General features: G+C 71.9%; 26 protein-coding genes. 14 read left to right on the top strand and 12 right to left on the bottom strand.

The window, feature by feature from the left end; all coding sequences use genetic code 11:
• Window positions 1-54: 54 nt before the first annotated feature.
• The 4 genes from ABTZ54_RS03990 to ABTZ54_RS03975 form a co-directional block, all read right to left on the bottom strand.
• On the bottom strand, window positions 55-612 hold the full coding sequence (locus ABTZ54_RS03990; protein WP_351656932.1) for a class IV adenylate cyclase: 558 nt from the start codon (window positions 610-612) through the stop codon (window positions 55-57).
• 24 nt (window positions 613-636) lie between these two features.
• Window positions 637-1,284: a class I SAM-dependent methyltransferase gene (locus ABTZ54_RS03985; protein ID WP_351656930.1), complete on the bottom strand. Its 648-nt coding sequence runs from the start codon at window positions 1,282-1,284 to the stop codon at window positions 637-639.
• Complete coding sequence (locus ABTZ54_RS03980; protein WP_351656928.1) at window positions 1,202-1,762, bottom strand: hypothetical protein; 561 nt, start codon at window positions 1,760-1,762, stop codon at window positions 1,202-1,204. Before ABTZ54_RS03980 ends, ABTZ54_RS03985 begins: the two co-directional genes overlap by 83 nt.
• A 70-nt stretch (window positions 1,763-1,832) precedes the next feature.
• Window positions 1,833-2,735: a radical SAM protein gene (locus ABTZ54_RS03975; RefSeq protein WP_351656927.1), complete on the bottom strand. Its 903-nt coding sequence runs from the start codon at window positions 2,733-2,735 to the stop codon at window positions 1,833-1,835.
• Window positions 2,736-2,914: 179 nt separating this feature from the next.
• On the opposite strand from ABTZ54_RS03975, the gene ABTZ54_RS03970 reads away from it, so the two are divergent.
• The 3 genes from ABTZ54_RS03970 (at window position 2,915) to ABTZ54_RS03960 (ending at window position 4,860) form a co-directional block, all read left to right on the top strand.
• Window positions 2,915-3,685, top strand: a complete 771-nt coding sequence (locus ABTZ54_RS03970) for a DUF5919 domain-containing protein (protein ID WP_351656925.1) — start codon at window positions 2,915-2,917, stop codon at window positions 3,683-3,685.
• A complete protein-coding gene (locus ABTZ54_RS03965; protein WP_351656923.1) occupies window positions 3,672-4,139 on the top strand; it encodes an NUDIX hydrolase in 468 nt (155 codons plus the stop codon). The genes ABTZ54_RS03970 and ABTZ54_RS03965 overlap by 14 nt, the downstream gene beginning before the upstream one ends.
• A gap of 154 nt (window positions 4,140-4,293) precedes the next feature.
• Window positions 4,294-4,860, top strand: coding sequence for a hypothetical protein (locus ABTZ54_RS03960; protein WP_351656921.1), 567 nt, complete (start codon window positions 4,294-4,296; stop codon window positions 4,858-4,860).
• Between the two features lie 48 nt (window positions 4,861-4,908).
• Here the strand turns inward: ABTZ54_RS03960 and ABTZ54_RS03955 are convergent, their stop codons facing one another.
• Both ABTZ54_RS03955 and ABTZ54_RS03950 read right to left on the bottom strand, forming a co-directional pair.
• Window positions 4,909-5,601 (bottom strand): copper homeostasis protein CutC, encoded by a 693-nt coding sequence (locus tag ABTZ54_RS03955; RefSeq protein WP_351656919.1) that lies wholly within the window; start codon window positions 5,599-5,601, stop codon window positions 4,909-4,911.
• 52 nt (window positions 5,602-5,653) lie between these two features.
• On the bottom strand, window positions 5,654-6,652 hold the full coding sequence (locus ABTZ54_RS03950) for a DUF8832 domain-containing protein (RefSeq protein WP_351656917.1): 999 nt from the start codon (window positions 6,650-6,652) through the stop codon (window positions 5,654-5,656).
• 222 nt (window positions 6,653-6,874) lie between these two features.
• On the opposite strand from ABTZ54_RS03950, the gene ABTZ54_RS03945 reads away from it, so the two are divergent.
• The 10 genes from ABTZ54_RS03945 to ABTZ54_RS03900 all read left to right on the top strand — a co-directional run bounded on the left by ABTZ54_RS03945 (window position 6,875) and on the right by ABTZ54_RS03900 (window position 15,986).
• Entirely contained in the window at window positions 6,875-7,165 is a 291-nt protein-coding gene (locus tag ABTZ54_RS03945; protein ID WP_351656915.1) for a cation transporter, read from the top strand.
• A gap of 91 nt (window positions 7,166-7,256) precedes the next feature.
• Complete coding sequence (locus ABTZ54_RS03940) at window positions 7,257-9,524, top strand: heavy metal translocating P-type ATPase (protein WP_351656913.1); 2,268 nt, start codon at window positions 7,257-7,259, stop codon at window positions 9,522-9,524.
• 32 nt (window positions 9,525-9,556) lie between these two features.
• On the top strand, window positions 9,557-9,838 hold the full coding sequence (locus ABTZ54_RS03935) for a metal-sensitive transcriptional regulator (protein WP_046906527.1): 282 nt from the start codon (window positions 9,557-9,559) through the stop codon (window positions 9,836-9,838).
• Window positions 9,839-10,195: 357 nt separating this feature from the next.
• Window positions 10,196-10,570: a BlaI/MecI/CopY family transcriptional regulator gene (locus ABTZ54_RS03930; protein ID WP_351656911.1), complete on the top strand. Its 375-nt coding sequence runs from the start codon at window positions 10,196-10,198 to the stop codon at window positions 10,568-10,570.
• Complete coding sequence (locus tag ABTZ54_RS03925; RefSeq protein ID WP_351656909.1) at window positions 10,567-11,478, top strand: M56 family metallopeptidase; 912 nt, start codon at window positions 10,567-10,569, stop codon at window positions 11,476-11,478. The genes ABTZ54_RS03930 and ABTZ54_RS03925 overlap by 4 nt, the downstream gene beginning before the upstream one ends.
• A 308-nt stretch (window positions 11,479-11,786) precedes the next feature.
• Window positions 11,787-12,062 (top strand): GNAT family N-acetyltransferase, encoded by a 276-nt coding sequence (locus ABTZ54_RS03920; RefSeq protein WP_351656907.1) that lies wholly within the window; start codon window positions 11,787-11,789, stop codon window positions 12,060-12,062.
• Between the two features lie 244 nt (window positions 12,063-12,306).
• Complete coding sequence (locus ABTZ54_RS03915; RefSeq protein ID WP_351656905.1) at window positions 12,307-13,212, top strand: SAM-dependent methyltransferase; 906 nt, start codon at window positions 12,307-12,309, stop codon at window positions 13,210-13,212.
• A gap of 94 nt (window positions 13,213-13,306) precedes the next feature.
• On the top strand, window positions 13,307-13,747 hold the full coding sequence (locus ABTZ54_RS03910; RefSeq protein ID WP_351656903.1) for a Fur family transcriptional regulator: 441 nt from the start codon (window positions 13,307-13,309) through the stop codon (window positions 13,745-13,747).
• Window positions 13,748-13,844: 97 nt separating this feature from the next.
• A complete protein-coding gene (locus ABTZ54_RS03905; RefSeq protein WP_351656901.1) occupies window positions 13,845-14,879 on the top strand; it encodes a LuxR C-terminal-related transcriptional regulator in 1,035 nt (344 codons plus the stop codon).
• Between the two features lie 51 nt (window positions 14,880-14,930).
• Window positions 14,931-15,986: a helix-turn-helix transcriptional regulator gene (locus tag ABTZ54_RS03900; protein WP_351656899.1), complete on the top strand. Its 1,056-nt coding sequence runs from the start codon at window positions 14,931-14,933 to the stop codon at window positions 15,984-15,986.
• Window positions 15,987-16,073: 87 nt separating this feature from the next.
• On the opposite strand, the gene ABTZ54_RS03895 is transcribed toward ABTZ54_RS03900, so the two are convergent.
• The 6 genes from ABTZ54_RS03895 to asnB form a co-directional block, all read right to left on the bottom strand.
• The gene (locus tag ABTZ54_RS03895; RefSeq protein ID WP_351656897.1) at window positions 16,074-16,268 is read right to left on the bottom strand and encodes a hypothetical protein; all 195 of its coding nucleotides are present in this window, start codon (window positions 16,266-16,268) and stop codon (window positions 16,074-16,076) included.
• A gap of 221 nt (window positions 16,269-16,489) precedes the next feature.
• Window positions 16,490-17,788, bottom strand: a complete 1,299-nt coding sequence (mshA, locus tag ABTZ54_RS03890) for a D-inositol-3-phosphate glycosyltransferase (protein WP_351657723.1) — start codon at window positions 17,786-17,788, stop codon at window positions 16,490-16,492.
• Between the two features lie 216 nt (window positions 17,789-18,004).
• On the bottom strand, window positions 18,005-19,570 hold the full coding sequence (locus ABTZ54_RS03885) for a class I tRNA ligase family protein (protein ID WP_351656895.1): 1,566 nt from the start codon (window positions 19,568-19,570) through the stop codon (window positions 18,005-18,007).
• 46 nt (window positions 19,571-19,616) lie between these two features.
• Window positions 19,617-20,354 (bottom strand): SDR family oxidoreductase, encoded by a 738-nt coding sequence (locus tag ABTZ54_RS03880; protein ID WP_351656893.1) that lies wholly within the window; start codon window positions 20,352-20,354, stop codon window positions 19,617-19,619.
• A gap of 157 nt (window positions 20,355-20,511) precedes the next feature.
• Window positions 20,512-21,429, bottom strand: a complete 918-nt coding sequence (locus ABTZ54_RS03875) for a 2-methylaconitate cis-trans isomerase PrpF family protein (protein WP_351656891.1) — start codon at window positions 21,427-21,429, stop codon at window positions 20,512-20,514.
• Window positions 21,419-23,224, bottom strand: coding sequence for an asparagine synthase (glutamine-hydrolyzing) (asnB, locus tag ABTZ54_RS03870; protein ID WP_351656889.1), 1,806 nt, complete (start codon window positions 23,222-23,224; stop codon window positions 21,419-21,421). The genes ABTZ54_RS03875 and asnB overlap by 11 nt, the downstream gene beginning before the upstream one ends.
• A gap of 166 nt (window positions 23,225-23,390) precedes the next feature.
• Between asnB and ABTZ54_RS03865 the strand changes: the two genes are divergently transcribed.
• Window positions 23,391-24,134 (top strand): PIG-L deacetylase family protein, encoded by a 744-nt coding sequence (locus ABTZ54_RS03865; protein WP_351656887.1) that lies wholly within the window; start codon window positions 23,391-23,393, stop codon window positions 24,132-24,134.
• The last annotated feature ends 5 nt before the right edge of the window (window positions 24,135-24,139 follow it).

Here is a 24,139-nt window from a genome sequence, read left to right as displayed (position 1 = left end):
CGCGAGGCTAGCGAGACGCGTCTAGTGCCCGCCACGGATTTCCGCCGGGCACGGTCAGGCCCCGCCGGCGTCGGAGAAGAGGAGCGTGGGCTCGGCGAGGATGTCGCGGTCGGCCTCGCTCTTGTAGATCTCGTCGACGCTGCCGAAGCGGGCTTCGGTGTAGTCGAGGTCGAGCAGGTCGGCGGCCTGGCGGACGGAGGCCTCGTCCGGGCCTTCGATCTCGATGAACGTGGGGAGGTCCGGCCAGGTGTCGAAGTCGAAGGCGACCTCGCCCAGGCGCCATTCCTCGCGGTAGTTCTCCTGGTAGCGGACCTCGGTGAGGCCGAGGCGCCGGAGGATGTCGGCCATGGCGTGGAGGTCGGTGACCTCGGTCTCGATCTCGGTGGTGCCGTCGATGGTGGTGGAATCGGTGACCCGCTTGAGGGTGAGGGTGGAGCGAGTCCCCTCGTCCCGCAGCCGGAGCCACGCGCCGCCATCGAGGGCGTCGTTCTCGAAGATCTTGCGGGTGAGAAGGGTGCGGGGGAGCGCTCGCCTGGCGCCCAGGGAGGTGAGCTTGTCCTGGAGGGCGGTGACGTCGACGTTGAGGAACTTGGCCTCGTACTCGTGCTTCATGGTCGTCTTCCTCGTTGGGTGCGATTACCTGGAGGTGTGGGCCGCGATGAGCAGACCCATGCGGTGCGTGTGGTCGTGGGGCTGGCCGAGGTGCGGGCGCTCGACGAACTGGTTCGTGCGCGCCGTGAGCAGGACGTCCCAGCCGGGGCCGAAGTGGCGGGCGAGTCTCTCGGGCGAGGTGTAGTGCTCGATGGACTGGTGGCGCTCTTCGACGGGCATCATGAACTCCGCGCCGAACAAGCCACCTTCGCGAACGAGGTCCTGCATGCGGCGGACGAAGTCGCCGAGCGGGCTGCGGTGGTTGGCACTGTAGTGCCACGAACAACTCGTCCAGACCGCGTCGCAGTGCCCTTCGGAGAGCTCGACCGTGAGGAAGTCCTCGCCGATGACCTGGACCCGGTCACGCAGTTCCTCGGCCTTGAGGCGGTCGATGAGGCCGGGGACCTGGGCATGGCTGTCACCCGGAAGGCTGACCTCGCCTCCGTGGAGAGCGAAGGGGTCGCGCTCGATGGCGATGACTCGGTAACCGGCGGCGGCGAGCGGCAGCACGAACTTTCCGTCGCTCGCGCCGACGACCGCGACCGTGGCCTCAGGAGATGCGCGCTCGTTCAGAGCGGCGAGGAACTGAGGGAAGAACGTGAGGGTGCGCTCCCACAGGCTCCGCGTCTGCACGGTGATGTCCTTCCTGGGCGGTGGTGAGGATCGTCTGGACGATCTGCGCCGGAGCACGGCTCGTGGTGTCGATCCGGTACATCGGGAACTGGGCGTAGGCGGCTGAGATCTGGCCTGCGGCCTCCTCGCTCAGCGCGTCCCACCGCGAGAGGGGCTTGATCCGTCCGGCGAGGCGCCGCCGCCGTTCGTCCTCCCCGCACAGCAGGTGGTACGTGGTGGGCTGGGGCAGGTCGGGCGGGAGGGTGACGCCGAGGCGGGCCCCGAAGGCGTGGTGGTTCGCGAGGCACCGGGCGAAGTAGCTCTCGACGACGACCGGCGTACCGGCGGCGAGATGGCGCCGGATCTCCTCGGCGGCGGTGAAGAGCGCCGAGAGGTAGAAGCACAGTCGGGCCTCGACGCTCGCCCGCAGATCCACCTGACGTCGCAGCGGCTGGTAGGCGAGCGGCACGGTGGGGACCAGGACGGCGCCCCTGGCCACGGCAAGCAGGGGCGCGATAGTGGACTTCCCACTTCCCCGTAAGCCTTCGAGCGCTTCGAAGAACGGCCGGTCAGGCACGGGCGTACACCACGTCCGGGACGGCGAGGGTGAGCTCGTCGGTGGCGGAGGGCCGGTGGACGATACGACCCGCGGCCTTCTCGTACCAGAAGGCGTGCGAGTCCTTGCCCACGGCCTTGCAGGACATGGTGAGCGCGCCGCGCGGGTCGGCCTCGATCCGTTCGATCTCGCGAGGGCCGCCTGCCGGCGCGCGGATCTCCGGAGCCCCGCCCTCGGCGAGGTCTTCGTCGAGGATGACCTCGATGGAGAGCCCGGCCGTCCGCAGCTCCTCGCGGAGCCGGGTGTACGCGGTCGGGTCGCCGACCAGAAGCTCGGGGTGGTGGGCGGCGTTGCCGACCGGGCGGAGGCAGTGCAGCTTGAGCTGACGGGCGCCGAACCGCTGCATGACGCGCGCCAGCGGCAGCACCTCGCCGATGTTCCGCGACGTGACGGTCATCGTCGCGGCCGTCGTGACACCGAGCTCCCGAGCGAGGTTCAGCGTGCTCAGGGCGGCGTGGTAACTGCCCTGCCTGCGGATGGCGTCGTTGGTGCCGGCGACACCCTCCAAGGAGACCCGCAGGAGGTCCACGTACGGGGCGATCTCAGCGAGGCGACGCTCGATCCGGTAGCCGTTGGTGCAGATCTCCACCCGCATCCCCAGCTCCTGCCGGGTGTAGCGGACGACCTGCGTGAGCTCCTTGCAGAGGAAGGGCTCGCCGCCGAGCAGGGTCACCGCCTCGGTGCCGTACTCCTCGCGCATGAGCCGGATGAGCCCGACCGCCTCCTCGGCGGTGAAGGAGTCGGTGTGCTTCAGACGCTCGCCGTGGAAGCAGTGCAGGCAGGAGAAGTTGCAGCGGTACAGGAGTTGCAGGTACAGCATCCGGATCTTGTGGATGCCGGTGACGTCACGGATCACGCGGTCCTCCTGGGTCAGTCGAGTGGCGGGGAGGACCCGATCGTGGCCGCGCGGGGGCGGACGGCATCACCGCGTAAACGGACGATCCGTGGACGTCCTGGGACGTCCTCGGACCAGCGACGGTGCAACGCCCGATGCCGTACTTGCCCTCCCCCTGCACGTGGTCTTGGATGGCCTGCGTGAACGAGCGACTTCACTCCGTACTCGCCCAGCGGGGCGTGTCCCCGGAATCGCTTGCCGAAGCCTGCGAGGTGGATCCGAAGACCGTCGGCCGGTGGCTCGGCGGACGCGTGCCCCACCCGCGGCACCGCTTCAGCGTGGCCCAGCACTTACGTGTGGAGGAGACCTTCCTCTGGCCCGTGCCGTTGGCACGCGGCGGGCGTCCCGGTAGCGGATCAGGCGAGATCGTGGGGATGTATCAGAACCGGGCCAGCGTTCCCCGAGACACCTGGCTCGCCCTGATCCAGGGCGCCCAGCGGCAGATCGATGTCCTGGTCTTCTCGGGGACCTTCTTCGCCCAGACCAACCCGCACGTGGCCAAGATGCTCGCCGAACGCGCCGCGGCCGACGTACGCGTACGCCTTTGCTTCGGCGACCCTGGCGGGCATGCCGTCGCCACCCGAGGCCGCGAGGAAGGCATCGGCGACGCCCTCGCCGCCGCGATCCGCGCCTCACTCACCCATTACCGCCCGCTGCTGTCCGAGACCGGCTGCGAGGTGCGGCTGCACGACACCACGCTCTACAACTCTCTCTTCCGGTACGACGACGAATTACTGGTCAACCCGCACGTCTGGGGGCAGCCCGCGAGCGCCAACCCGCTGTTCCACCTACGGCGCGTCGATGCCTACGGCTGGTTCGACAGCTACGCTCAGAGTTTCGACGCCGTCTGGGCCGGCGCACGGCCCTGGACGCCCGACCAGGAGGGAACCTCCGTACATGGGCAGGACTGAGTACTACAACGATCCCGACGCCCCCAAGGCCAACACCCTCATCCCGGCCAGCAACCTGCTGGTCGTCGACGACAGCGGCGCCATCCTGCTCCAGCGCCGCCGCGACACCGGCCAATGGGCCCTGCCCGGCGGCGCCCAGGACATCGGTGAGACGGCTGCCGCGTGCGCGGTACGCGAATGCCTGGAGGAGACGGGGATCGTCGCCGAGATCACCGGCTTCCTCGGCGTCTACACGAACCCCCGCCACATCGTGGCGTACACCGACGGCGAGATCCGCCAGCAGTACGAGAACACCTACATCGGCCGCCCCGTCGGCGGCGAGCCCACCATCAACGACGAGGCCGACGGCGTCCGCTTCGTCCAGCCCTCCGACCTCGACCAGTACGACATCCACGCCAGCATGCGCCAGCAGATCGGCGACTACCTCGCCGGCACCTACCCCTACCTGGGCTGAACCTCCAGGACCACCTGTTCGTCACCCAAGCTCAGATCTTTATCAACTCCCCGGGATTCCCCCGGCCGAGGGTTGACCCGCCCGGAGCGCCTGCGTGTAATGGCGTCATCACCGCCCTGACCAGGCGGATTTCGGAACGGGGTGGGGGGAAATCATGAGGGGTCTCTCGGTGGCCGGCAGGGCCGGGTTCGGGGTGGTGCTGGCGCTTGTCTCCGGGGTGGTGCTGAGCGGGTCACGGCCGCTCGGCGGGAACGCGCTCGACGGGGGCAGCGGGGGTGCCGGGTACGCGCACGCGCGGGTCGGGCAGGCCTGGTGGGTCGCGTTGCCCATGGTGCAGAACCGGTCCGGCGCGGCGGTCGAGGTCGTCGGGGTCGAGGTGCTCGATCTGCCCCGGGGGCTCTCGGTCCAGCGGTACGCGGCGTTCGACAGCGCGGAGACCCGGGGGGTCCCGCTGCTGTTCCGGGACGGCGATCCCGGGTTCACGGCCGACGCGTACAAGGACTACGCGAAGCGGCCCCTGCGGCTGGAGCCCGGTCGGCCGAACAGTGTGTACGCGGCGGTGAAGGTCGTGGTGACGGGTGAGGTCGCCGGGGATCCCTCGGAATGTCGGTTCACCTATGACCGTGGGGCCGACCGGTTCACGCAGGTGCTGCCCTGTGGGTTCACCCTTCGGCTGGAGAAGCCGCCGGAGCCGGAGCCTCCGACGGTGGAGGAGCTGTAGCGGCGCGGGCCGGGCCCCGGGGCTTCCGGGGGCTCGGCCCGCGCTTCGTCACGCCTGGTCCAGGGCCTCGCGCCAGGTGCGTACCGCCTGCTCCGAGACCGGGGCCGTCCAGCCGGACGGGCGGGCCGCGCCGCCGATGTGGAAGGCGGTGAGGCCGGCCGCGCGGAGGGTCGGGAGGTGGTCGAGGCGGAGGCCGCCGCCGACCAGGATCTGCGGCTCGTAGCCCGGCTCGCCCGCGCGCGCCGCCTCCGCCTTCAGGGTGGCGAGGCCGTCGTCGACGCCGGTCGCCGCGCCCGCGGTCAGGTAGGTGTCGAGGCCCGGGAGGTCCGCGAGCTGCTTGCGCAGGGCGTCGCGGTCGGCGGCGCGGTCGATCGCCCGGTGGAAGGTCCAGCGGCAGCCGTCCAGGACCGCGATCAGGCGCTCGACGGCGACCAGATCGGGGTCGCCGTCCGGGGTGAGGAAGCCCAGGACGAACTCGTCGGCGCCCGCCTCGCGGAGGTCGACGGCGCGCCGCACCAGGTCGTCGACATCGCCCGCCGCGAAGCCGTCGGTGAGTCTGAGCATCACGCGCAGCGGGATGTCCACGGCGGCGCGGATCGCCGCGAAGCCGGTCGTGGACGGGGTGAGCCCGTCCGCCGCCATGTCGGTGACCAGTTCGAGGCGGTCCGCCCCACCGGCCTGGGCAGCGACCGCGTCCTCCTCGTCGAGGGCGATCACCTCCAGCACTGCACGGTTGCTCATCGAGCCCATTCCTCCTGGGATCACGGCTTACAGGTCTAGTCCAATGACCAGACTAGCCGTGGGAGTGGCCTCCCGCATCGTGCGCGGCCGACTCGGTCGGCGCCGGAGCGGTGGTGACGGGACCCGACGGCGCCCCCGCGTTGACCGTGAAGGCCGCCGTGCGGACCTTGCCCTCGTGCTGGAAGTCCAGGAACAGGCGGTACGTGCCGGAGCTCGGCGCCGTCGCCGTGAAGGACACGTCGGGGCCCGGGCCGCCCTCGTTCGGGTGCACGTGCAGGTAGGCCAGGTCGCCGTCACGGAGCGCGACCAGGTGGCCGTACGCCCCGAGGTAGGGCTCCAGGTTCGTGACCGGCTTGCCGCCCTTGGTGACCGTGAGGCGCAGCTCGCCGGCCTTGCCCGGGTCGAGCGTCCCGCCGAGCCGGACCTGGTAGCCGTCGACGTCCGCCGTCGGCGCGACCGGCGGCAGCGGCCGCGGGGCGTACGCGCCGGGCACCGACAGGTCGACGCCGAGCGTGATGCCCTTCGCGCCCTTCACCGCGGGCTTGAAGTCGGCGAAGGCCTTGTAGCCGCCGGCCGCCGGCAGGTCGGCGGGCACCGTCCAGGTGCCGTCGGCGCCCTTCACCGGGTGCAGGTGGCGGAAGACGTTCAGGTCGCGCGAGGCGACGATGAAGTGCAGCTCCTTGCCGTGCTCCGTGGTGAACGCGGTGACCTTGCGGCCGTTCGCGTCCTTGATCGAGAACTTCAGGGTGCTCTTGCCCACGGCCGGGGCCGGCGTCTCCATGGCGAGGGTGTAGCCGCCCTCCGAGACCTGGAGGCCACCGGCCGCCGGGGCGCTCGCGGTGCCCGCCGTGCCCGTCGCGCCCTCGTCGTGGCCCGCATGGCCTCCCCCGGCCTCGGCCTCCGGCTTCGCGGGCGTGGCGGCCGCGTGGTCGCCGTGGCCCTGCTTCGCGGGCTCGCCGATCGGGCCGACACCCTTGCCCACCCCGTACGCCGTCCCGAAGGTCGCGGCGAGCGCTGCGGCAAAGGCGGTGATCTTCACTCCGGTGTTCATGGCTGCTCTCCCGTACGTACATGGGCGGCGTGGGCTCCAACGAGCGCGGAAACCGCGCGAGCCTCACCTTCACTGCACTTCACCATACCCCTGGGGGGTATCAAGTCAAGTCGGGTCCGCGCTTGCTTCTGATACCCAAGGGGGGTATACATGGACACAGGCCGATACCCCCCGAGGGTATCCGAGCCGCCGAACCGACACACAGAACACCCGGAGGACGCCATGGGTTCCTGCTGCACCCCCGACAACAGCTGCTCGACCAACACGGTCGAGATCTCGACGACCACCGCCGTCGCCGACACCACCGCCACGGTCTACGCCGTCTCCGGCATGACCTGCGGCCACTGCAAGACGGCCATCACCAACTCCGTCAGCGCGCTCGACGGCGTCATCACCGTGGACGTCGACATCGCGGCCGGCAAGGTCACCGTCACCACCGGCGGGGAGCCCGACGACGCCGCCATCGCCGCGGCGGTCGACGACGCGGGCTACGAGCTGACCGGCCGCGCCTGACCGGCGCCCCCAGCGCCGACAACGGCCGCCGGGGCTCGACCACCACGCCCGGGCCCCGGCCCCCGCACTCGCTACACCGAGGAGCAGTTTCATGACAACGACCACTCCGGGCACCGCCCAGGTCGAGCTCGCCATCGGCGGCATGACCTGCGCCTCGTGCGCGGCCCGTATCGAGAAGAAGCTCAACCGCATGGACGGGGTCGAGGCCACCGTCAACTACGCGACCGAGAAGGCGAAGGTCACCTTCGACGCCGACATCGACGTCGCCGCGCTGATCGCCACCGTCGAGGCCACCGGCTACTCCGCCAAGGAGCCGGAGCCCGAGCGCCCGGCCGCCACCGGCGGTCCCGAGGGCCCCACCGACGAGGAGATCGCCGACGCCGAGCTCCGCCCGCTCAAGCAGCGCCTGATCACCGCCGTCGTACTCGCCGTGCCGACCATCGCCATGGCGATGGTGCCGGCCCTCCAGATCGAGTACTGGCAGTGGCTGAGCCTCACCCTCACCGCGCCGGTCGTCGTCTACGCCGCCTGGCCCTTCCACAAGGCCGCCTGGACCAACGCCAAGCACGGCGCCGCGACCATGGACACGCTGATCTCGGTCGGCACCATCGCCGCGTTCCTGTGGTCCCTGTGGGCCCTGTTCTTCGGCACCGCCGGCACCCCCGGCATGACGCACGCCTTCGAGTTCACCATCGCCCGCACCGACGGCGCCGGGAACATCTACCTGGAGGCCGCGGCCGGCGTCACCGCCTTCATCCTGGCCGGGCGCTACTTCGAGGCCCGCTCGAAGCGCAAGGCCGGTGCCGCGCTCAAGGCGCTGATGCAGCTGGGCGCGAAGGAAGTCACCGTCCTGCGCAACGGGCAGGAAGTCACCGTGCCCACCGCCGACCTCCAGGTCGGCGACCGCTTCCTGGTCCGCCCGGGCGAGAAGATCGCCACCGACGGCACCGTCGTCGAGGGCTCCTCCGCCGTCGACGCCTCCATGCTCACCGGCGAGTCCGTGCCGGTCGAGGTCTCGGTCGGCGACTCCGTCACCGGCGCCACCCTGAACGCCGGCGGCCGCCTGGTCGTCGAGGCCACCCGGGTCGGCTCCGACACCCAGCTGGCCCGCATGGCCAAGCTGGTCGAGGACGCCCAGAACGGCAAGGCCGCCGCCCAGCGCCTCGCCGACAAGATCTCCGCCGTCTTCGTGCCGATCGTCATCGCGCTCGCCCTCGGCACCCTCGGCTTCTGGCTCGGCACCGGACAGGGCCTCACCGCCGCGTTCACCGCCGCCGTCGCCGTGCTGATCATCGCCTGCCCCTGCGCCCTCGGCCTGGCCACCCCGACCGCCCTCATGGTCGGCACCGGCCGCGGCGCCCAGCTCGGCATCCTGATCAAGGGCCCGGAGGTCCTGGAGACCACCCGCAAGGTCGACACCATCGTCCTGGACAAGACCGGCACCGTCACCACCGGCCGGATGACCCTCATCAAGGTCCACACCGCCGCCGGCACCGACGAGAACGACGTCCTGCGCCTCGCGGGCGCCCTGGAGCACTCCTCCGAGCACCCGATCGCCCAGGCCGTCGCCACCGGCGCCGCCGCCCGCGTCGGCACCCTGCCCACCCCCGAGGACTTCGCCAACATCCCCGGACTCGGCGTCCAGGGCGTCGTCGACGGCCACGCCGTCCTCGTCGGCCGCGAGAAGCTGCTCGAAGAGTGGGCGATGGAGCTCAGCCCGTCCCTCAAGGCCGCCAAGGACGCGGCCGAGAAGGCCGGCAAGACCGCCATCGCGGTCGCCTGGGACGGCGAGGCCCGCGCGGTCCTGGAGGTCGCCGACGCGGTCAAGGAGACCAGCGCCGAGGCCATCCGCCGCCTCAAGGCCCTGGGCCTCACCCCGATCCTGCTCACCGGCGACAACAAGGCGGTCGCCGAGGCCGTCGCCGCCGAGGTCGGCATCGGCGAGGTCATCGCCGAGGTCATGCCGCAGGACAAGGTCGACGTCGTCAAGCGCCTCCAGGCCGAGGGCCGTTCGGTCGCCATGGTCGGCGACGGCGTCAACGACGCCGCCGCGCTCGCCCAGGCCGACCTCGGGCTCGCGATGGGCACCGGCACCGACGCCGCCATCGAGGCCGGCGACCTGACCCTGGTACGGGGCGACCTGCGGGCCGCGGCGGACGCGATCCGGCTCTCCCGCAAGACCCTCGGCACCATCCGCTCGAACCTGTTCTGGGCCTTCGCCTACAACGTGGCCGCCCTGCCGCTCGCCGCGGCCGGACTGCTCAACCCGATGATCGCCGGAGCGGCGATGGCCTTCTCCTCGGTCTTCGTGGTCGGCAACAGCCTGCGCCTCCGGGGATTCCAGGCCGCCGACAAGTGACCGTCGACCCTTGATGTGACGAGGAGGCCGCCGTGGCCGGTTACGGACAGCACAAGGAAGACATCATCAGACGCCTCAGGCGCATCGAGGGCCAGGTCCGGGGGGTGCAGCGGATGGTGGACGAGGACGTCTACTGCATCGACGTCCTCACCCAGGTCTCCGCGATCAACGCGGCCCTCCAGTCCTGCGCGGTGGCCCTCCTGGACGAGCACCTCAGCTGCTGCGTCACGGAGGCCATCGAGGCCGGCGGCGACCAGGCCAAGGTGAAGGTCGGCGAGGCGTCGAAGGCCATCGCCCGACTGATCCGGACCTGATCCGGGTCTGGAACCAGACAAGAATCCGGCGGGATTCCTGCCCTCACGGGCCGGAATCCCGCCGGATTTCGCCGCACCGGACCTGACGCAGTCGGGGTCGGCACAAGTAAAGAGAGAGTCAACCGCCCTTGTGCGAAGGGCAGCCAGTGGACAGCCGGACGCTCAGCCGAACACACAGGCCGAGCACCTGACGGAGGAGCACCAGCTCGGCCGAGCCGGGGACTTCGATGCCACAGACCTTCGCGCAGGGGCGGTTCCGTATCGGATTAGTCATCCCGCCATCGTACCCCTGGGGGGTATATCTGTGCGGGGGAGGCGGCCCGTACGATGAGCCGCCCGTGACGGGAGGGGATGCACGTGCGCCGGCTGGGAGAGCTGGAGGCCGAGATCATGGACCGGCTGTGGGCCTGGCAGCGGCCCGCGACGGTCCGCGAGGTCGTCGAGGACATCAATCTGGGGCGCAGGGTCGCCTACACCACGGTGATGACAGTCGCCGACATACTCCACCGCAAGGGCTGGCTGCGCCGCGAGAAATCGGGCCGGGCCTGGCTGTACGAGCCCGTCCGCAGCCGCGAGGAGTACACCGCGGGGCTCATGCAGGACGCGCTCGGCGACAGCCAGGACCGGCCCGCCGCGCTGCTGCGCTTCGTGGAGACCATCTCCGACGAGGACATGGCCGCCCTCGACGCGGCCTTGCGCACCGCTCGGCGGGCCCACGGCGAGGACGGATGAACCACCACACCCTCCCCCCGCTCGGGCTCGCCCTCTGTACGGGCCTCCTGGTGCCGTGGCTGCTCGTGCGGGCCCGGTGGGCCCAGCAGGTGCCCCGGCTCGCGCTGGCCGTGTGGGCCGCGAGCGGGGCGGTGTTCGCGAGCAACGTGGCGCTGCTCTCGGCCCAGTTGATCCTGCCCGCCCGGACCGGGCACCGGCTGAGCGACGTGCTCTTCGCCTTCCGCTACCCGCCCGCCGCGACCCTGCTCCACCTCGACGGGCGCGAGTACGTGGCCCTCGTCGTCTCGCTCGGCCTGCTCGCCGTCCCCGTCGCCGGATTCGCCCGCGCCCTGCTGCGGGCCCGGCGGCTGCGACGGCGGCACGCGGAGACGCTGCGGCTCGTCGGACGCTACGACCCGGAGCTGCGGGCGACCGTCCTGGACCACGAACACCCCGCCGTCTACTGCCTGCCCGGCCGCTCGCGCCGGGTGGTGGTCTCCTCGGGCGCCCTGCGCACCCTCACGGCCCCGCAGCTCGCCGCCGCCCTCGCGCACGAGCGGGCCCACATCTCCGGGCGGCACCACATCCTGGTCGCCGCGACCGAGTCCTTCGCCGCCGCCTTCCCGCACCTGCCGCTCGCCCGGCACGGCGCCACGGCCGTACCCCTGCTGCTCGAAATGGCCGCCGACGACCGGGCGTTGCGCCGCTGCTCGCGCGACGCGCTGGCCACCGCGCTGTACGCGCTCGCCACCGGCAAGGCACCGCGCGAGGCGTTCGCGGCGGGCGGCCCCTCGGCGGCCCTTCGCATGCGCCGCATCCTCACCCCGCACAGCGCGGGACACCCGGTGCTGCGCGGGATGGTCACGATCGCGGCGGCCGGCCTTGCCGCGGCGCCTCTGATCATCGCCTGCTGCTCCTTCCCCAATTAAATACTAAGTGAATTCGTAGATTTCACATCGGTCACGAGCGTCTGAATTCCCCGCTATTGTGGGTATGTTGGCGTTCAGCTGGGCACGTCGAAGGGTACGAACCAATGCAGCTGGGTGACGTGCGGGCGGCGGGCGCCGCGGACGCGACGACGATATCCAGGCTGCTTGCCGAGTCCATTCGGGGTAGCTATGCGGAAATACTCGGAGAAATGCCGACGGGGCGCCTTGTCGCCACACAATGCGCACTTCCCCGTATCCGTGCGGAAATTGAAATTCCCGGCGGTGCGCCCGGCTGGCTCGGCTGGCTGGTGGCGACCGGACCGGACGGCGCGGTGATCGGCGCGGCGGCGGGCGGAGTTCCGCTGCCGGGCGAGGGCGAGATCTACGCGCTCGCGGTCGTTCCCGGGGCACGCCGCCAGGGCGTGGGCACGGCGCTCCTCACGGCGGCCGGCGAGCGGATGCTCTGCTTCGGCGCCACCGAGCAGCGGGTCACGCTGCCGAGCGAGCGGGACCCCTCGCTGCCCTTCTTCACCCACCTCGGCTTCGCCCCGCTCGGCCCCACCCGGCTGAACCGCGTGCTCTGAACCCGCGGGATCCCCACCGCTCATCGGTCCGCTCGCCCGACCGCCCCTCGGCCACCCGTTCGTGGCAGACACACGCCATCGCGTGTTCACGCCCCCGGATCCGCTGGAATCGGCCCTCCGTCCCAGGTCAGGATGGAGCACAGCGGCGCGGCCCCGGCGGCACGGGTGCCTCGCCCGGACGGCATGGACCGAGCGAGCCCCTGGAGGAGCGATGCACACACCGAGCGGCACTTCCCTGCCCGCTGTGCCCGCAGCGCTCGCGCCGGTCCTGCCGTCCCGATACCACCCCGGTCACCCGGGAGGCACCGTCGGGACGCTGGAAGCGCTCGACTCCCTGGAACTGCCCGCCCCCGGCGCCGGCATCCGGATCAAGTCCGACACCCTTCCCGGACTCGAATCGGTCTCCCCCGGCGACGAGGACTCGGTCTGGCTCTACGACGCGCTCCTCGGCCCGCACAGCGCCGACATCGTCCGGTACCTCAGCCTCGCCCGCTCCACCGGCGGCCCCGTTCTCGATCTCGGCTCCGGCGCCGGACGGCTCGCCGTCCCCTTCGCCCGGCACGGCTTCGCCGTGGAGGCCGTGGACCGGGACGGCCCCGCCCTGGAACGCCTCGAGTCCTGGGCCCGGCGGATCGGCCCGCAGGTCGCCGAGCTCGTCGTGACCACCCGGGCCGACCTCACCGAGCTGCGGCTCGACGGCGACTACCGGCTGGCGCTGCTCGCCGGCGCGATGGTCTCCGCCGTGCCGCCCCGCGCACGGCCCCGGCTGCTGCGCGAGATCGCCTCGCACCTGGGGGCGGGCGGAGCGCTGGCGCTCGACTACACCTCGCACCTGGTGCCGGGTCTGATCGAGGAGCCGCAGCGGACCTGGGCCTTCCAGGTGCCGCGGTTCGACGGGATCGACGAGTGGGTGGTGGCCCGCCAGGTCTTCGACCTGCGCTCGATGAGCGAGCGGATCACGTACTACACGGCGCGCACCGGCAAGCTGTCCACCGAGCGGGTCGTCCTGAGCACCGACAAGTGGATCGTGGACGGCGAGCACCTGGCCGCCGAGCTGCACTCGGCCGGTCTGCACATCGAGGGCCGGCGGCGGCACCGGATCGACGAGCGGACCGAGAGCGTGCTCCTGGTGTGCCGGACCGACGACTGACCGGGCCGCGGGCACGCGCGGCACTGACGACAAGGACGGCCAAGAGGTACGATGCCCACAAAGGTTTGGGCCGACCAGGTGGCGGGCGGAGAAGATGGCAGTCGTGGAAGAGCTGACGGGCCGCGAGGCGGTGATCCAGCGCCTGCGCGACGTCGGCCTGCGGGTCACCGGTCCGCGTCTTGAGGTGCTCACCGTGCTCGCCGCCGGTGGCCATCTCGACGTCGAGGCGATCACCGCGACCGCCCGCGAGCGGCTCGGCACGCTGACCAGCCAGGCCGTGTACGAGATGCTGCGCCACTTCCAGGAGACGGGCCTGGTCAGCAAGTTCGACCGCCCCGGGCTCCCGGCCGTCTTCGAGGTGTCGGGCCCGGCGCACCAGCACGCCCTGTGCGTCGAGTGCGGCCGGGTGGAGAACGTGGCCGCGACCGCCCCCGCCCCGCCGCTCGGCAGCCTGCCGCAGTGGCGGATGAGCGACGCCGAGGTGGTCTTCAAGGGCGTTTGCCCCGACTGCGTCGAAGAGCACCGTTCGCGCTGAAACCGCTTGAACACCGTGCGTCTCGTTCGAATTTATGGCAGGGTCGAGCGGGGCGTTTCAACGGGATCCGCGCGATCCGAGGGGAGTCTGCTGCGCTGTGTCCAAGAACGCCGCCGGAGCGCGTGCGGGAAGCGAACAGGCCCTCACTCTCTACCAGGCACTTCGCGCCGCGCCGGGTGATTCCTTCGACGTCGCCGCCCGCCGCCTCGAACTCACCGACACCGAGCGCGAGCGCTGCCGCGACGAGCTGATCGCCCTCGGCCTGCTCGACCACGGGCACATCACCCCCGAGCGGCCCGCCCCCGTCGTCGTCGCCCCCGACATCGCCCTGCTCCATCTGCTCCAGCACGAGCGCGACCGGCTGGAGAACCGGCTGGCCGAGACCAGCCGCGCCCACACCACCCTGGAGACCCTCGCCGGACCGTTTCTGCGGGCCGGTCTCGAACCCGGCTCCGAGGTCGAGGTCGAGATCGTCGACGACCCGGTCCAGATCCGCCGCGAGCTCGCCGACCTGACGGAGGCCGTCCGCGACTCGGTCCACTCGATGCTGACCGGCGCGGTCCGGCGCGAGGAGATGGCGCTGGAGCTGGAGTGGGACCGCTGCCGGGTGGCGCGCGGGGTGCGGGTGCACGCCATGTACAGCCAACGGGTGGGCGCCGTACCGGAGATGGTGCAGCACCTCGAAGCCCGCAGCGCGCTCGGGGTCGAGATCCGGCTCTCCCCCGTCGTCCCCATGAACATGGTGCTCGCCGACGACAACTTCGCCCTGCTGCCGACCGATCCGCACGACCCGAACTCGGCCGCCATCCTGGCCCGCGGCCCCGGCCTGGTCCGCTCCTACCGCGCCCTGTACGGGTACTGCTGGCACGCCGCCACCCCGTACGGTCACGAGGAGCCCGCCGAGCACGGCGGCGACGGGCTCTCCGAGCAGCAGCGGGCCGCGCTGCGGATGCTCGCCTCGGGGATCAAGGACGAGCAGGTCGCCCGTAATCTCGGCGTCTCGCTGCGCACGGTGAGCCGGCTGATCTCCGAGGTGATGAACGAACTGGGCGCCGCCAGCCGCTTCGAGGCGGGGGTCATGGCCGCCCGTCTCGGTCTCCTGGACGGCGAGACGCACGGGCACACCGCGTAGCCTGGACGATCCGGACGATATCGATCTGCGACGATAGGGGGGTGGTTCGCCATGGTCACGACGGGCGGCGGCACGGGGGGCCGGACGACGACCGGCCAGATGGTGACCCTCTATCAGGAACTGCGCAGGCGCGGGGCGTCCAGCTTCACCGAGGCCGCGGCCGCGTTAGGTTTCGCGCCCGAGGAGTACGAGCGATGTCGGGCCGAACTGATCGCGCTGGGCCTGATCGTCCCCACCAGCAGCACCCACGCCACCGTGGCGGACGTACGCAACGCCGAGTGGCGTCCGGACGCCGACACCGTGGCCTCCGTCGCCCCCGAGATCGCCCTGCTGCGCCTCCTGGACCGGGAGCGGGTCCGGCTGAGAGAGCATCTCGCCGAGGCGGACCGGGCGTTCAGCACCCTGGAGACCCTGGCCGGCACCTTTCTGCGGGCGAGCGCCCTGGCCGGTTCCGAGGTCGAGGTGGAGGCCCTGACGGACTACCGCAGGATCCAGCAGACGCTGGAGGACATCACCGACGTCATCCAGGAGAGCTCGGCGTCCATGCACCCGGGCGGCCCGAGCCGCCAGGCGCAGGCCCGGACCCTGGACCGCGACCGGCGCCAGCTGGAGAACGGGGTGCGCGTCCGCGCCATCTACTCCCGCGCCCACGCCGACCGGCCGGACGTCGCCGAACTCCTGCGGATGCGCATCGAGATGGGCGTGGAGATCAAGGTCGCCCGGTCGGTGCCGATGAACATGGTGATCGCCGACCAGCAGTACGCGCTGCTGCCGATCCGCCCCGAGGACGGGCGCGAGGGCGCCATCCTGGCCCGCGGCTCGGCCCTCGTCCGCTCCTATCTGGGCCTGTACGAGCACTGCTGGCACACGGCCGCCCCGTACGGCGACGAGACCTCGGTCGAGCGCGGCGGCGACGGCCTGTCGGAGCAGCAGCGGGCCGCGCTCCAGATGCTGGCCACCGGCATGAAGGACGAGAAGATAGCCCGCAACCTCGGCGTCTCCCTGCGTACGGTGAGCAGAATGCTCTCGGAGCTCATGCAGGAATTGGGGGCGTCGAGCCGCTTCGAGGCCGGTGTGCGCGCGGTGCGCCTGGGCTGGCTGGACTGAAATCGAGAACTGGATTCGAGATACGCACGTCAAAGCCCCGTAATCGTGGCAGCGATTACGGGGCTTTTCCGTGGGGGGAAAGGCGAATCAGTTGGTCGGGGCGACCGGGGTGGGCGTGGCGAACGGCCACTCGTTGGTGACACCGGCGTGCTGCTGCTGGACCGCGGCGCCGTCGTCGGCGGCGGCCACGGCCGCGCCGCCGGCGACCGCGAGACACGCGACCAGCGCGAGGGCGAACTGGCGGACCGTCTTGCGCACACCGGTGTTCTGCTGAGCGGACATGATTCCTCCAGGAAGTTTGGAATTTGTAAATTCCGCCTTCCGGGGGCCCGTGCCGCCGGGCGCTCCCTGAAGACATCTCTATTCTGATCCGCCCCTGGAAGCGAATCCATAGATGTTCTGTGCGTGCACTCGCCATGGCGTGAGTGCGTCAATGCGCAGCCCGAGCAACGGAATTGAAGGATCCGGAGCCCCTCTAACCTTTGGTCGAACCAAAAGAGATGCTAGACTTGAGCTACGGCCTTCTCGTTCCTCCAGGAGAGAGGGGCCGCCGGGGCAGGGGCGTGCCGCCGCCCTTGCCCCACCCGCTCCGACCTGCCCGGCGCACCCGCCAGCGCGTCCTCGTACACATCGACCGTCCGCGCGGCGGACGTGCGCCAGCTCATCCCCTGCGCGTGCCGGACCGCCGCCTCTCCCATCGACACCCGCGCCTGCGGATTCACCGCGAGCCACCGCAGCCGGCGGGCGTACTCCACCGGGTCATGGCCGCGTACGAGCATCCCCGACACCCCGTCCCACACCGCCGTCGGCAGCCCGCCCACCGCCGCCGCGAGCACCGGAGTCCCGCACGCCTGCGCCTCAAGGGCCACCAGACCGAAGGATTCGCTGCGCGAGGGCACCACGAGCACGTCGGCCGCCCGGTACCACTCGGCGAGACGGTCCTGCGGTACGGGAGGACAGGCCTGGAGCACGTCCGCGACCCCCAGCTCCGCCGCGAGCCGCCACATCGAGCCCTCCCGGCCCGCCCCCGAGTGCCCGCCCACCACCGGCACGAGCAGCCGCGGGCGCAGCTCCGGCGCCATCCGCAGCAGCTCGGCGACGGCCCGCACCAGGACGTCCGGCCCCTTCAGCGGCTGGATGCGCCCCGCGTACAACGGGATGAAGGCACCGGCCGGCAGTCCGAGGCGCGCCCGCGCCGCCGCCCGGCCCGCGCCGGGCCCGAAGGTGCGCAGGTCCACGCCGGGCCGCACCACCTCGGTGCGCGGCGGCGCCGCCCCGTACAGGGAGCGCAGCGCCTCCGCCTCGTCGGCCGTGTTGGCGATCAGCCGGTCGGCGTCGCCCACCACCTGCCGCTCGCCGCGGATCCGCAGCTCGGGCTCGGGGCTGTCGCCGTCGGCGAGGTGGGCGTTCTTGACCAGGGCCAGGGTGTGCGCGGTGTGCACCAGCGGTATCCCCCAGCCGAACGAGGCGATCCGCCCGGCCTGCCCGGACAGCCAGTAGTGCGAGTGGACCAGGTCGTAGCGCCGCTTCTCCCGGAGCAGGGCCAGGGAGAACGGGACCACCAGGTCGGGCATGGCCTCCTTGGGCAGCGGGCGGCGCGGGCCCGCGCGCAGGTGCCGGACCCGGACGCCGGGCGCGAGGTCTTCGAGGGCGGGCCCGCCCTCGCCACGGCAGCGGGTGAACAGGTCGACCTCCACGCCCTGTTCGGCGAGGGCTCTGGAGAGCTCGACCATGTAGACGTTCATTCCGCCGGCGTCCCCGGTTCCGGGCTGGTGGAGCGGGGAGGTGTGGACGCTGAGCATGGCGACGCGCAGGGACACGTGGGGCTCCTGTGGGGAGGGGGGCCACGTGGTCCCTGCGCGTCGCGCGCACGGTCACGCGGCGGGAATGGGGACTGCGTTGCTCACTTACCGACTTACCGAGACCGACTTACTGACTTGCTCACTTACTTGCTCACTGACTTACTGACTTACTTAGCTGATTAGTAGTGGTGGGCGCAGAAATCCGCGGCGAGTTCGTCAGAACCCGTAGACCGGACCGGAGGGCGGCGCGAGCCGTGTCCCCGGCAGCGGGGCGATCAGGGCCGACCAGTCGACCGGGCGTCCCGGCGCCACCTGGAGTGCCGAGGCCAGCCGGTCCGCGCCCTCCGGCATCACCGGCCGCGACCACGCCGAGAGCGCGGAGGCCACCGCCAACTGGGCGGCGAGCGACGGCAGATGACGGCAGGAGTTGCTGGGCCGGCAGCGCTCGTGGGCGTTGACGTAGCCGAAGTCGGCGACCGAGCGGACCATCTCGTCGAGCACGGCCACCGCGCGGCGCGGGTCGAAGGCGTCGGGACCGTACGCCTCGCGCAGATCGTCCACGCCCCGGTGCAGCCGCCGTTCCAGGATCTCCCAGCCGGTGCCGCCGGGCATCGCCTGCGGGGCGAGGCCGTCGCACTCCTCGCGGACGGAGGCGAAGAGCCGGGCCAGCCAGCTGTTCCAGTTCTCGTCGAGCTCCAGGCGGGCGGCGGCGAGCCGGTCGCGCTGGAAGACGGTCCTGCGGCCGGTCGGGCGGGCCTGGAGGACATGGCGGCGCAGTGTGTCGGAGCCGTACTCGGTGAGCAGGTCGAGCGCCCACACATTGCCCTCGCGGACGCCCTCCTCCACGATGTACGACTCGTTGACGTTGAACTCCTGCGGGAGCTTCACGTCCTGCGCGAGCAGTAACACCGGCAGCAGCACGGCGTGGCAGAAGGCGTGCCCGAAGCCGCAGAAGTGGATGGTGCGGCGGGGCAGCGGGCCCTTGGTGTCGTAGCCGAACAGATGCATCGCGGCGGCCTCGAAGCAGCCGTCGATACGGTGGTCGGGGAAGCCCTCGACCGGCACCGGAAGGCCCCACTCCGCCGGGTGCCCGACGGCGATGTCCGGCAGCCCGTCCTCGACCAGCGACTCGCACAGCGCCGCGAGCCGCGGCGGCAGTCCGGCCGCCGCCCAGTAGTCGGCGAGGGTCTCGCGGAACGGCTCCAGGGGTACGTAGAGCCGGCGGCAGCGCTTGGCGAGCGCCGGGGTGTCGCACAGCGAGCAGCGCGGCGAGATGAGGTCGCCGCCGTCGTTGGGGCGGGCGCACTCGTGGCACATGCCGCCGTCGCTGGTGGCCCCGCAGTGCGGGCAGCTGCCGGTGACGTGCGCCCCGTACAGCCACCGCTCGCACGGCTCGCAGTACGGCAGGAGGCGGGTGCGCGGGGCGATGACCCCTTGCGCGTACAGCCGGCTGAAGAGCTCCTGCACCCAGCGCGCGTAGCCCTTGTCGCGGCGCGGCCGGACGATGTGGTCGAACTCGACCCCGGACCGCAGCCAGTCCGCGGTGATCGCCGCGCGGTAGCCCTCGGCGACCTCCTCGGGCTTGCGGTTGTGGCGCAGGGCTCTGACCTCCACCGAGCTCGCGTGGTCGGCGGTACCGGTGGTGAAGCGCACGGGCTCGCCCTCGGCCCGCAGGTAGCGGGTGAGGACGTCGGCGGCGACGTAGGGGCCGGCGAGATGTCCGATGTGCAGTTCGCCATGGGTGGCCGGAGGGGTCGCGGTGATCCAGACAGGGGTGCTCATGGGACCTCCTTGACGCTGTGGTGCGGTGAGCTCGGGGGAGCCCGGGTCAGCGGGGTTCGAAGTGGAAGGAGCGGATGAAGCAGTCACGGGGCTGCTCGACCGCGTAGACGATGCATTCGAAGAGCGCCTGCGTGGTGAGCTTCTCGTCCGGGGCTATGCCGTCCGGGTTCAGACCGTTCCATTCCGCGAAGCGCGGGTCGGAGGTCGAGAAGTCCGGCGGGAAGAGCGAGAACACCCGCACCCCGGAGGGCCGCAGGCGCCGGGAGAGGATGTCGGCGAAGCCGGCCTGCGCGCTCTTCGCCGCCCAGAACGCCTCGTGCGCGGCGCCCGCGGAGGCGCCCTCGGCGTCCCGCACGGCGACCATGTTGACGATGTCGGGGCGCAGCGAGCCGCGCAGCAGCGGCAGGAAGTGCTTGACCATCAGGACGGTGCCGCCGGCCGTCGACTCGATCGTCTCGACGATCTGGTCGTCGCTGGCCGCCTCCAGGTCCATGCCGTCGAGCCAGCGGGCGCCGTTGTTGACCAGGAGGTCGACCCGGTCGGTGCGTTCGCCGACCCGGGCCGCGAACTCCCGGATCTCGGCCGGGCTGCTCAGGTCGCAGCCGAAGGCGTGGATACGGTCACGGGCCGATCCCATGACCTCGGTACGGGTGCGCTCGGCGGCCTCGACGGTGCGGGCCGACACATAGACCTCGGCGCCGAGATGCGCGAATCCGACGGCGAGGGCGCGGCCGAAATAGCGGGACGCCCCGGTCACGACGACACGCAGATTCTCGAATTTCATGTGTGTCTGCTCTCCCCACGGATACGCCACGGATACGCACGGACCACGGCACGGATGGGGCACGGACACGATTCCCATACGGCGTGCCACCGATTGCCGGTCGTCATTCAGCGTGACAGAGGTTCGCGGCGGACCGCCCGTTCGCAGGGGTGCGCGTTCACGCCGTTGCGTGGATACGCCAGGGCAGGTCGAGCCGGTCGAGGACGTGGGCCCGCTTGTGGTGCACGCTGACCCGGTCCGGTCCGGTGGAGACGGTGACGACGCCGCCGGGCGTCCGTACGGTGCCGCCCGCGTGGCCCAGGTCGTCGGGCACGACGGTCCCGCCGATCGCCGCGGCGGCGCCGAGCGCGGCGGCCCCGGTGAGCGCGAGCCGGGGGTGCCAGCCGCCGACGGTGAGGGCCCGCACGAACAGCCCGTCGGGTCCGCAGGCGACCGCCGCGATCTTGGGCAACGGCGAGTGCGGGGCGTATCCGAGCAGCCGTCCGGCGGCGGCGCGCAGGCGCTGGAGCTGGCGCTCCTGGTCCTCGGGGGCGAGGTGGCGGGCGTCGACGAAGACGTACGGGTTGCCGTAGCGCACGAGGGAGACGGGCACGCCGAGGAGCCGGTCCCGGGGCCGGCCGGTGGGCAGGATCCCCGGCTCCGTCGGGGCCCGCAGGAAGTGCAGCGTGTACGCCCCGCCGTCCGGCTCGACGAGCACGGTGTCCCCCGTCGTCACCGCCCGCACGACGACGGACCCGGGCCGCCCCTCCGCGACGACACACGCGAGCAGCGAATGCCCGCACCCGGTACGGAAGTCGAACCGCCCGCCGGGCAGGGCCTGCACGAAGCGGTAGTCGAGCCCGGCGGCGCGTGGACGCGCTGAACTCCCGTACAGCGCGATCTTGTTGAGCGAGGCGTACGGGGTCCCTTCCAGGGCCTGGCGCACCTGCGCCAGCTCGTGGCCGAGGGCGAGGGCGCCCGGGGGGAGCCGGTCGAGGCGGACGACGAGGGTGGGGCCGGGGGCGTCTTCGGCGCGGACGATGGTGACGGGGGTGGGGGCTCCGCCTCGCCCGGGTGGACGCCGGTCAGGCCGCACAGCCGACCGGGATTCGCATGCCCTGGACGACCTCCGTCCACAGCTCGTGGACGGCGAGGCCCCAGAGGGCGAGGGCCGCGTGCTGGTTGGGGCGTTCCAGGTGCCGGTTCAGGAGTTTCTGGACGCGGTCGGCGCGGACCTTGCCGCCGAGGACCAGCCGGGCCGGGGAGAGGAGTTCGCGCACGGTGTCCAGGAGCGGGCCGCCCGGCGCGATCATCGCCGCCACGGGCAGCGTGAACGGCTGCTTGGGGCGGTTGAGGACCGTCGCGGGGAGGAGCTCCGCCCCCGCCTCGTACAGCGCGGGCTTCCCGTGCCGCGCGGCGGGCGGCAGCGACCGCGCGTGCGTGACGACCCCCGGCTGGCAGAACGGCATCCGCGCCTCCACCGCCCACGCCATCGACAGGTGGTCCACCCGCCGCAGGTGGTACGCGGGCAGCCGCCACCGCGTCTCGAAGGCGCTGAGCGCGGTCACCCGGTCGCCCCCGGCCGCGTCCGCCGAGCGCAGCTCCTGCTCGATCCGGTCCGCCGCGGAGCCGTGGTCGGCGATGTACGCGGCGTACGAGGAGGTGTACAGGTGCTCGCGGAGCAGCCGGGGCGCGGCGGACAGCGCGTCGGCGTAGGCACCGGCCCAGTCGATGCCGGGCGGCGCGGTGAGCGCGGCGCGCATCCGGTCGTACCCGCCGAAGAGCTCGTCCGCGCCGTCCCCCGTGAGCGCGACGGTGAAGCCGCTCTCCCGGACGGCGCGGAACAGCGCGTACGTGGAGAGGGCGATCGGGTCCGCGTTGGGCTGCCCGAGGTGGCGGACCGTGCGGGTCAGCAGCGAGGGGATCTCGTCGGGGTCGACGACGACCTCGTGGTGCACCGTCCTGGCGCGGCGCGCGACGGAACGGGCGTACGCGGCCTCGGAGTCGGGCCACTTGCCCCGGTAGGTGAGGTGGAAGGTGTGCAGCGGCGGCGCGTCCGTCTCGCGCGCGTGCTCGGCGGCGAGCGCGGTGATCAGCCCGGAGTCGAGCCCGCCACTGGTGACCGCGCAGACGGGCACGTCGGCGGTGGCCAGCCGGCGCACCTCGTGCCGCAGCACGTCCTGCGTGTCGCCGAGCGGCCGGGCCTCGTACGGGCGCCGCCGGCGGACGACGGGCGCGCAGCCGGGGCGCACGAGCGCGGTGGCCCCGGGCGGCAGGACGTCGATGCCGTCGAGGGCGGTACGGGCGGAGAAGGAGGTGCGGGTGGCGAGGACGGTGTCGAGGGCGTCCTCGCGCGGGGCGATCCGTACCCCTTCGAAGGCGAGCAGCGCGGGGATCTCGGAGGCGAAGCGGGTGGATCCGTCGTAGGGGTCGTGGTGGACGTGGATGGGCTTCATGCCCATGTCGTCGACGGCGAGCACGAGTTGGGCGCTGCCGGGGCGCAGGTCGAGGATCGCGACGGCGAACATCCCGTCGAGGTGCTCGGCGAAGGCGGGCCCGTACTCGGCGTACAGCGCGGGCAGCAGCGTGCCGTCGCAGCGGTCGGGGAAGCGGTGGCCGCGCGCGGCGAGGCGGCGGCGCAGCTCGGTGTGGTTGTAGATCTCGCCGTTGAGCACGGCGAGGATCCCGGGCAGGTGCGGCAGCCGGTAGGGCTGCCGTCCGCCGCAGGGGTCGGTGACGGCCAGCCGGTCGCAGCCGAGCGACCAGCCGGGGCCGCTGAGGATCTGGTGCTCGTCGGGGCCGCCGTGCCGCTGCCGGGCCGAGACCGCCGCGAGTTCGGCGGGGTCGGGGCGCGCCGCACCCGCGGCGATGGTGCCGAGAATCCTGCACATGGCCGGTCGCCTCCGGATCTCTCTGACTCTCTCTACCAGTCTCTGTACACGTGGAACACCCAATGATTTGAATCTACCAACTTTTTGAATGGCGCGTAAGTGCCATGTCCAGTTCACGCCACGGTCTGGCCTTGCGACGCCCCCGCCGCACCAAGAGGCTGGCCTCATGGAGGACTTCGCGACGACCGACCCGACCGTCCGCAGCGCACCGGAATCCCTGCTGGTGGTGGCGGCACACCCGGACGACATCGAGTTCTGCGTCAGCGGCACGGTGATGCAGTGGATCGAACGCGGCACCCGCGTCACCTACTGCATCGTCACCGACGGTGGCGCGGGCGGTTACGACGAGGCGCTCCCCCGCCAGGCCATGGCGGACCTGCGCCGCGCGGAGCAGATGCACTCGGCGAAACTCAGCGGCGTCGCCGACGTCCGTTTCCTCGGCTACCCCGACAGCTTCGTCGAGGCCTCCGTCGACCTGCGCCGCGACCTGTGCCGGGTCATCCGCGAAGTGCGCCCGCAGCGCGCGATCATCCCGTCCCCCGAGATCAACTGGGCCCGCGTGGCCGACCTCCACCCCGACCACCGCGCCGTCGGCGACGCCTGTCTGCGCGCGATATACCCCGAGGCCCGCAACCCCTTCGCCCACCCGAAGCTGCTCAAGGAAGAGGGCCTGGAGCCGTGGACGATCCACGAGCTCTGGCTGATGACGGGCCCGACCCCGAACCAGTACGTGGACGTCACCCCCGTCTTCGACCGCAAGGTCGAAGCCCTCCGCATCCACACCTCCCAGACCGCCCACTTCGACGACCTCTCCGGCCTCCTCCGCGACTGGCTCAGCGAACACGCGATAGCGGGCGGGCTGCCGGCGGGACGGATGGCGGAGGCGTTCCAGATCGTGCACATCGACTGACCGCC

The sequence above is a fragment of the Streptomyces sp. NPDC094032 genome (genome assembly GCF_040303965.1).
Classification (GTDB): domain Bacteria; phylum Actinomycetota; class Actinomycetes; order Streptomycetales; family Streptomycetaceae; genus Streptomyces.
This window is presented reverse-complemented; position numbering and strand designations above follow the sequence as displayed.

What these genes read in the sequence shown, in the direction of transcription:
- ABTZ54_RS03990 (WP_351656932.1), bottom strand. Translation starts at nt 612, where the DNA reads ATGAAGCACGAGTACGAGGCCAAGTTCCTCAACGTCGACGTCACCGCC.
- ABTZ54_RS03965 (WP_351656923.1), top strand. Translation starts at nt 3,672, where the DNA reads ATGGGCAGGACTGAGTACTACAACGATCCCGACGCCCCCAAGGCCAAC.
- ABTZ54_RS03895 (WP_351656897.1), bottom strand. Translation starts at nt 16,268, where the DNA reads ATGTCCGCTCAGCAGAACACCGGTGTGCGCAAGACGGTCCGCCAGTTC.
- ABTZ54_RS03865 (WP_351656887.1), top strand. Translation starts at nt 23,391, where the DNA reads ATGGAGGACTTCGCGACGACCGACCCGACCGTCCGCAGCGCACCGGAA.
- ABTZ54_RS03910 (WP_351656903.1), top strand. Translation starts at nt 13,307, where the DNA reads ATGGCAGTCGTGGAAGAGCTGACGGGCCGCGAGGCGGTGATCCAGCGC.
- asnB (WP_351656889.1), bottom strand. Translation starts at nt 23,224, where the DNA reads ATGTGCAGGATTCTCGGCACCATCGCCGCGGGTGCGGCGCGCCCCGAC.
- ABTZ54_RS03940 (WP_351656913.1), top strand. Translation starts at nt 7,257, where the DNA reads ATGACAACGACCACTCCGGGCACCGCCCAGGTCGAGCTCGCCATCGGC.
- mshA (WP_351657723.1), bottom strand. Translation starts at nt 17,788, where the DNA reads ATGCTCAGCGTCCACACCTCCCCGCTCCACCAGCCCGGAACCGGGGAC.
- ABTZ54_RS03885 (WP_351656895.1), bottom strand. Translation starts at nt 19,570, where the DNA reads ATGAGCACCCCTGTCTGGATCACCGCGACCCCTCCGGCCACCCATGGC.
- ABTZ54_RS03960 (WP_351656921.1), top strand. Translation starts at nt 4,294, where the DNA reads ATGAGGGGTCTCTCGGTGGCCGGCAGGGCCGGGTTCGGGGTGGTGCTG.
- ABTZ54_RS03945 (WP_351656915.1), top strand. Translation starts at nt 6,875, where the DNA reads ATGGGTTCCTGCTGCACCCCCGACAACAGCTGCTCGACCAACACGGTC.
- ABTZ54_RS03900 (WP_351656899.1), top strand. Translation starts at nt 14,931, where the DNA reads ATGGTCACGACGGGCGGCGGCACGGGGGGCCGGACGACGACCGGCCAG.
- ABTZ54_RS03955 (WP_351656919.1), bottom strand. Translation starts at nt 5,601, where the DNA reads ATGAGCAACCGTGCAGTGCTGGAGGTGATCGCCCTCGACGAGGAGGAC.
- ABTZ54_RS03950 (WP_351656917.1), bottom strand. Translation starts at nt 6,652, where the DNA reads ATGAACACCGGAGTGAAGATCACCGCCTTTGCCGCAGCGCTCGCCGCG.
- ABTZ54_RS03925 (WP_351656909.1), top strand. Translation starts at nt 10,567, where the DNA reads ATGAACCACCACACCCTCCCCCCGCTCGGGCTCGCCCTCTGTACGGGC.
- ABTZ54_RS03880 (WP_351656893.1), bottom strand. Translation starts at nt 20,354, where the DNA reads ATGAAATTCGAGAATCTGCGTGTCGTCGTGACCGGGGCGTCCCGCTAT.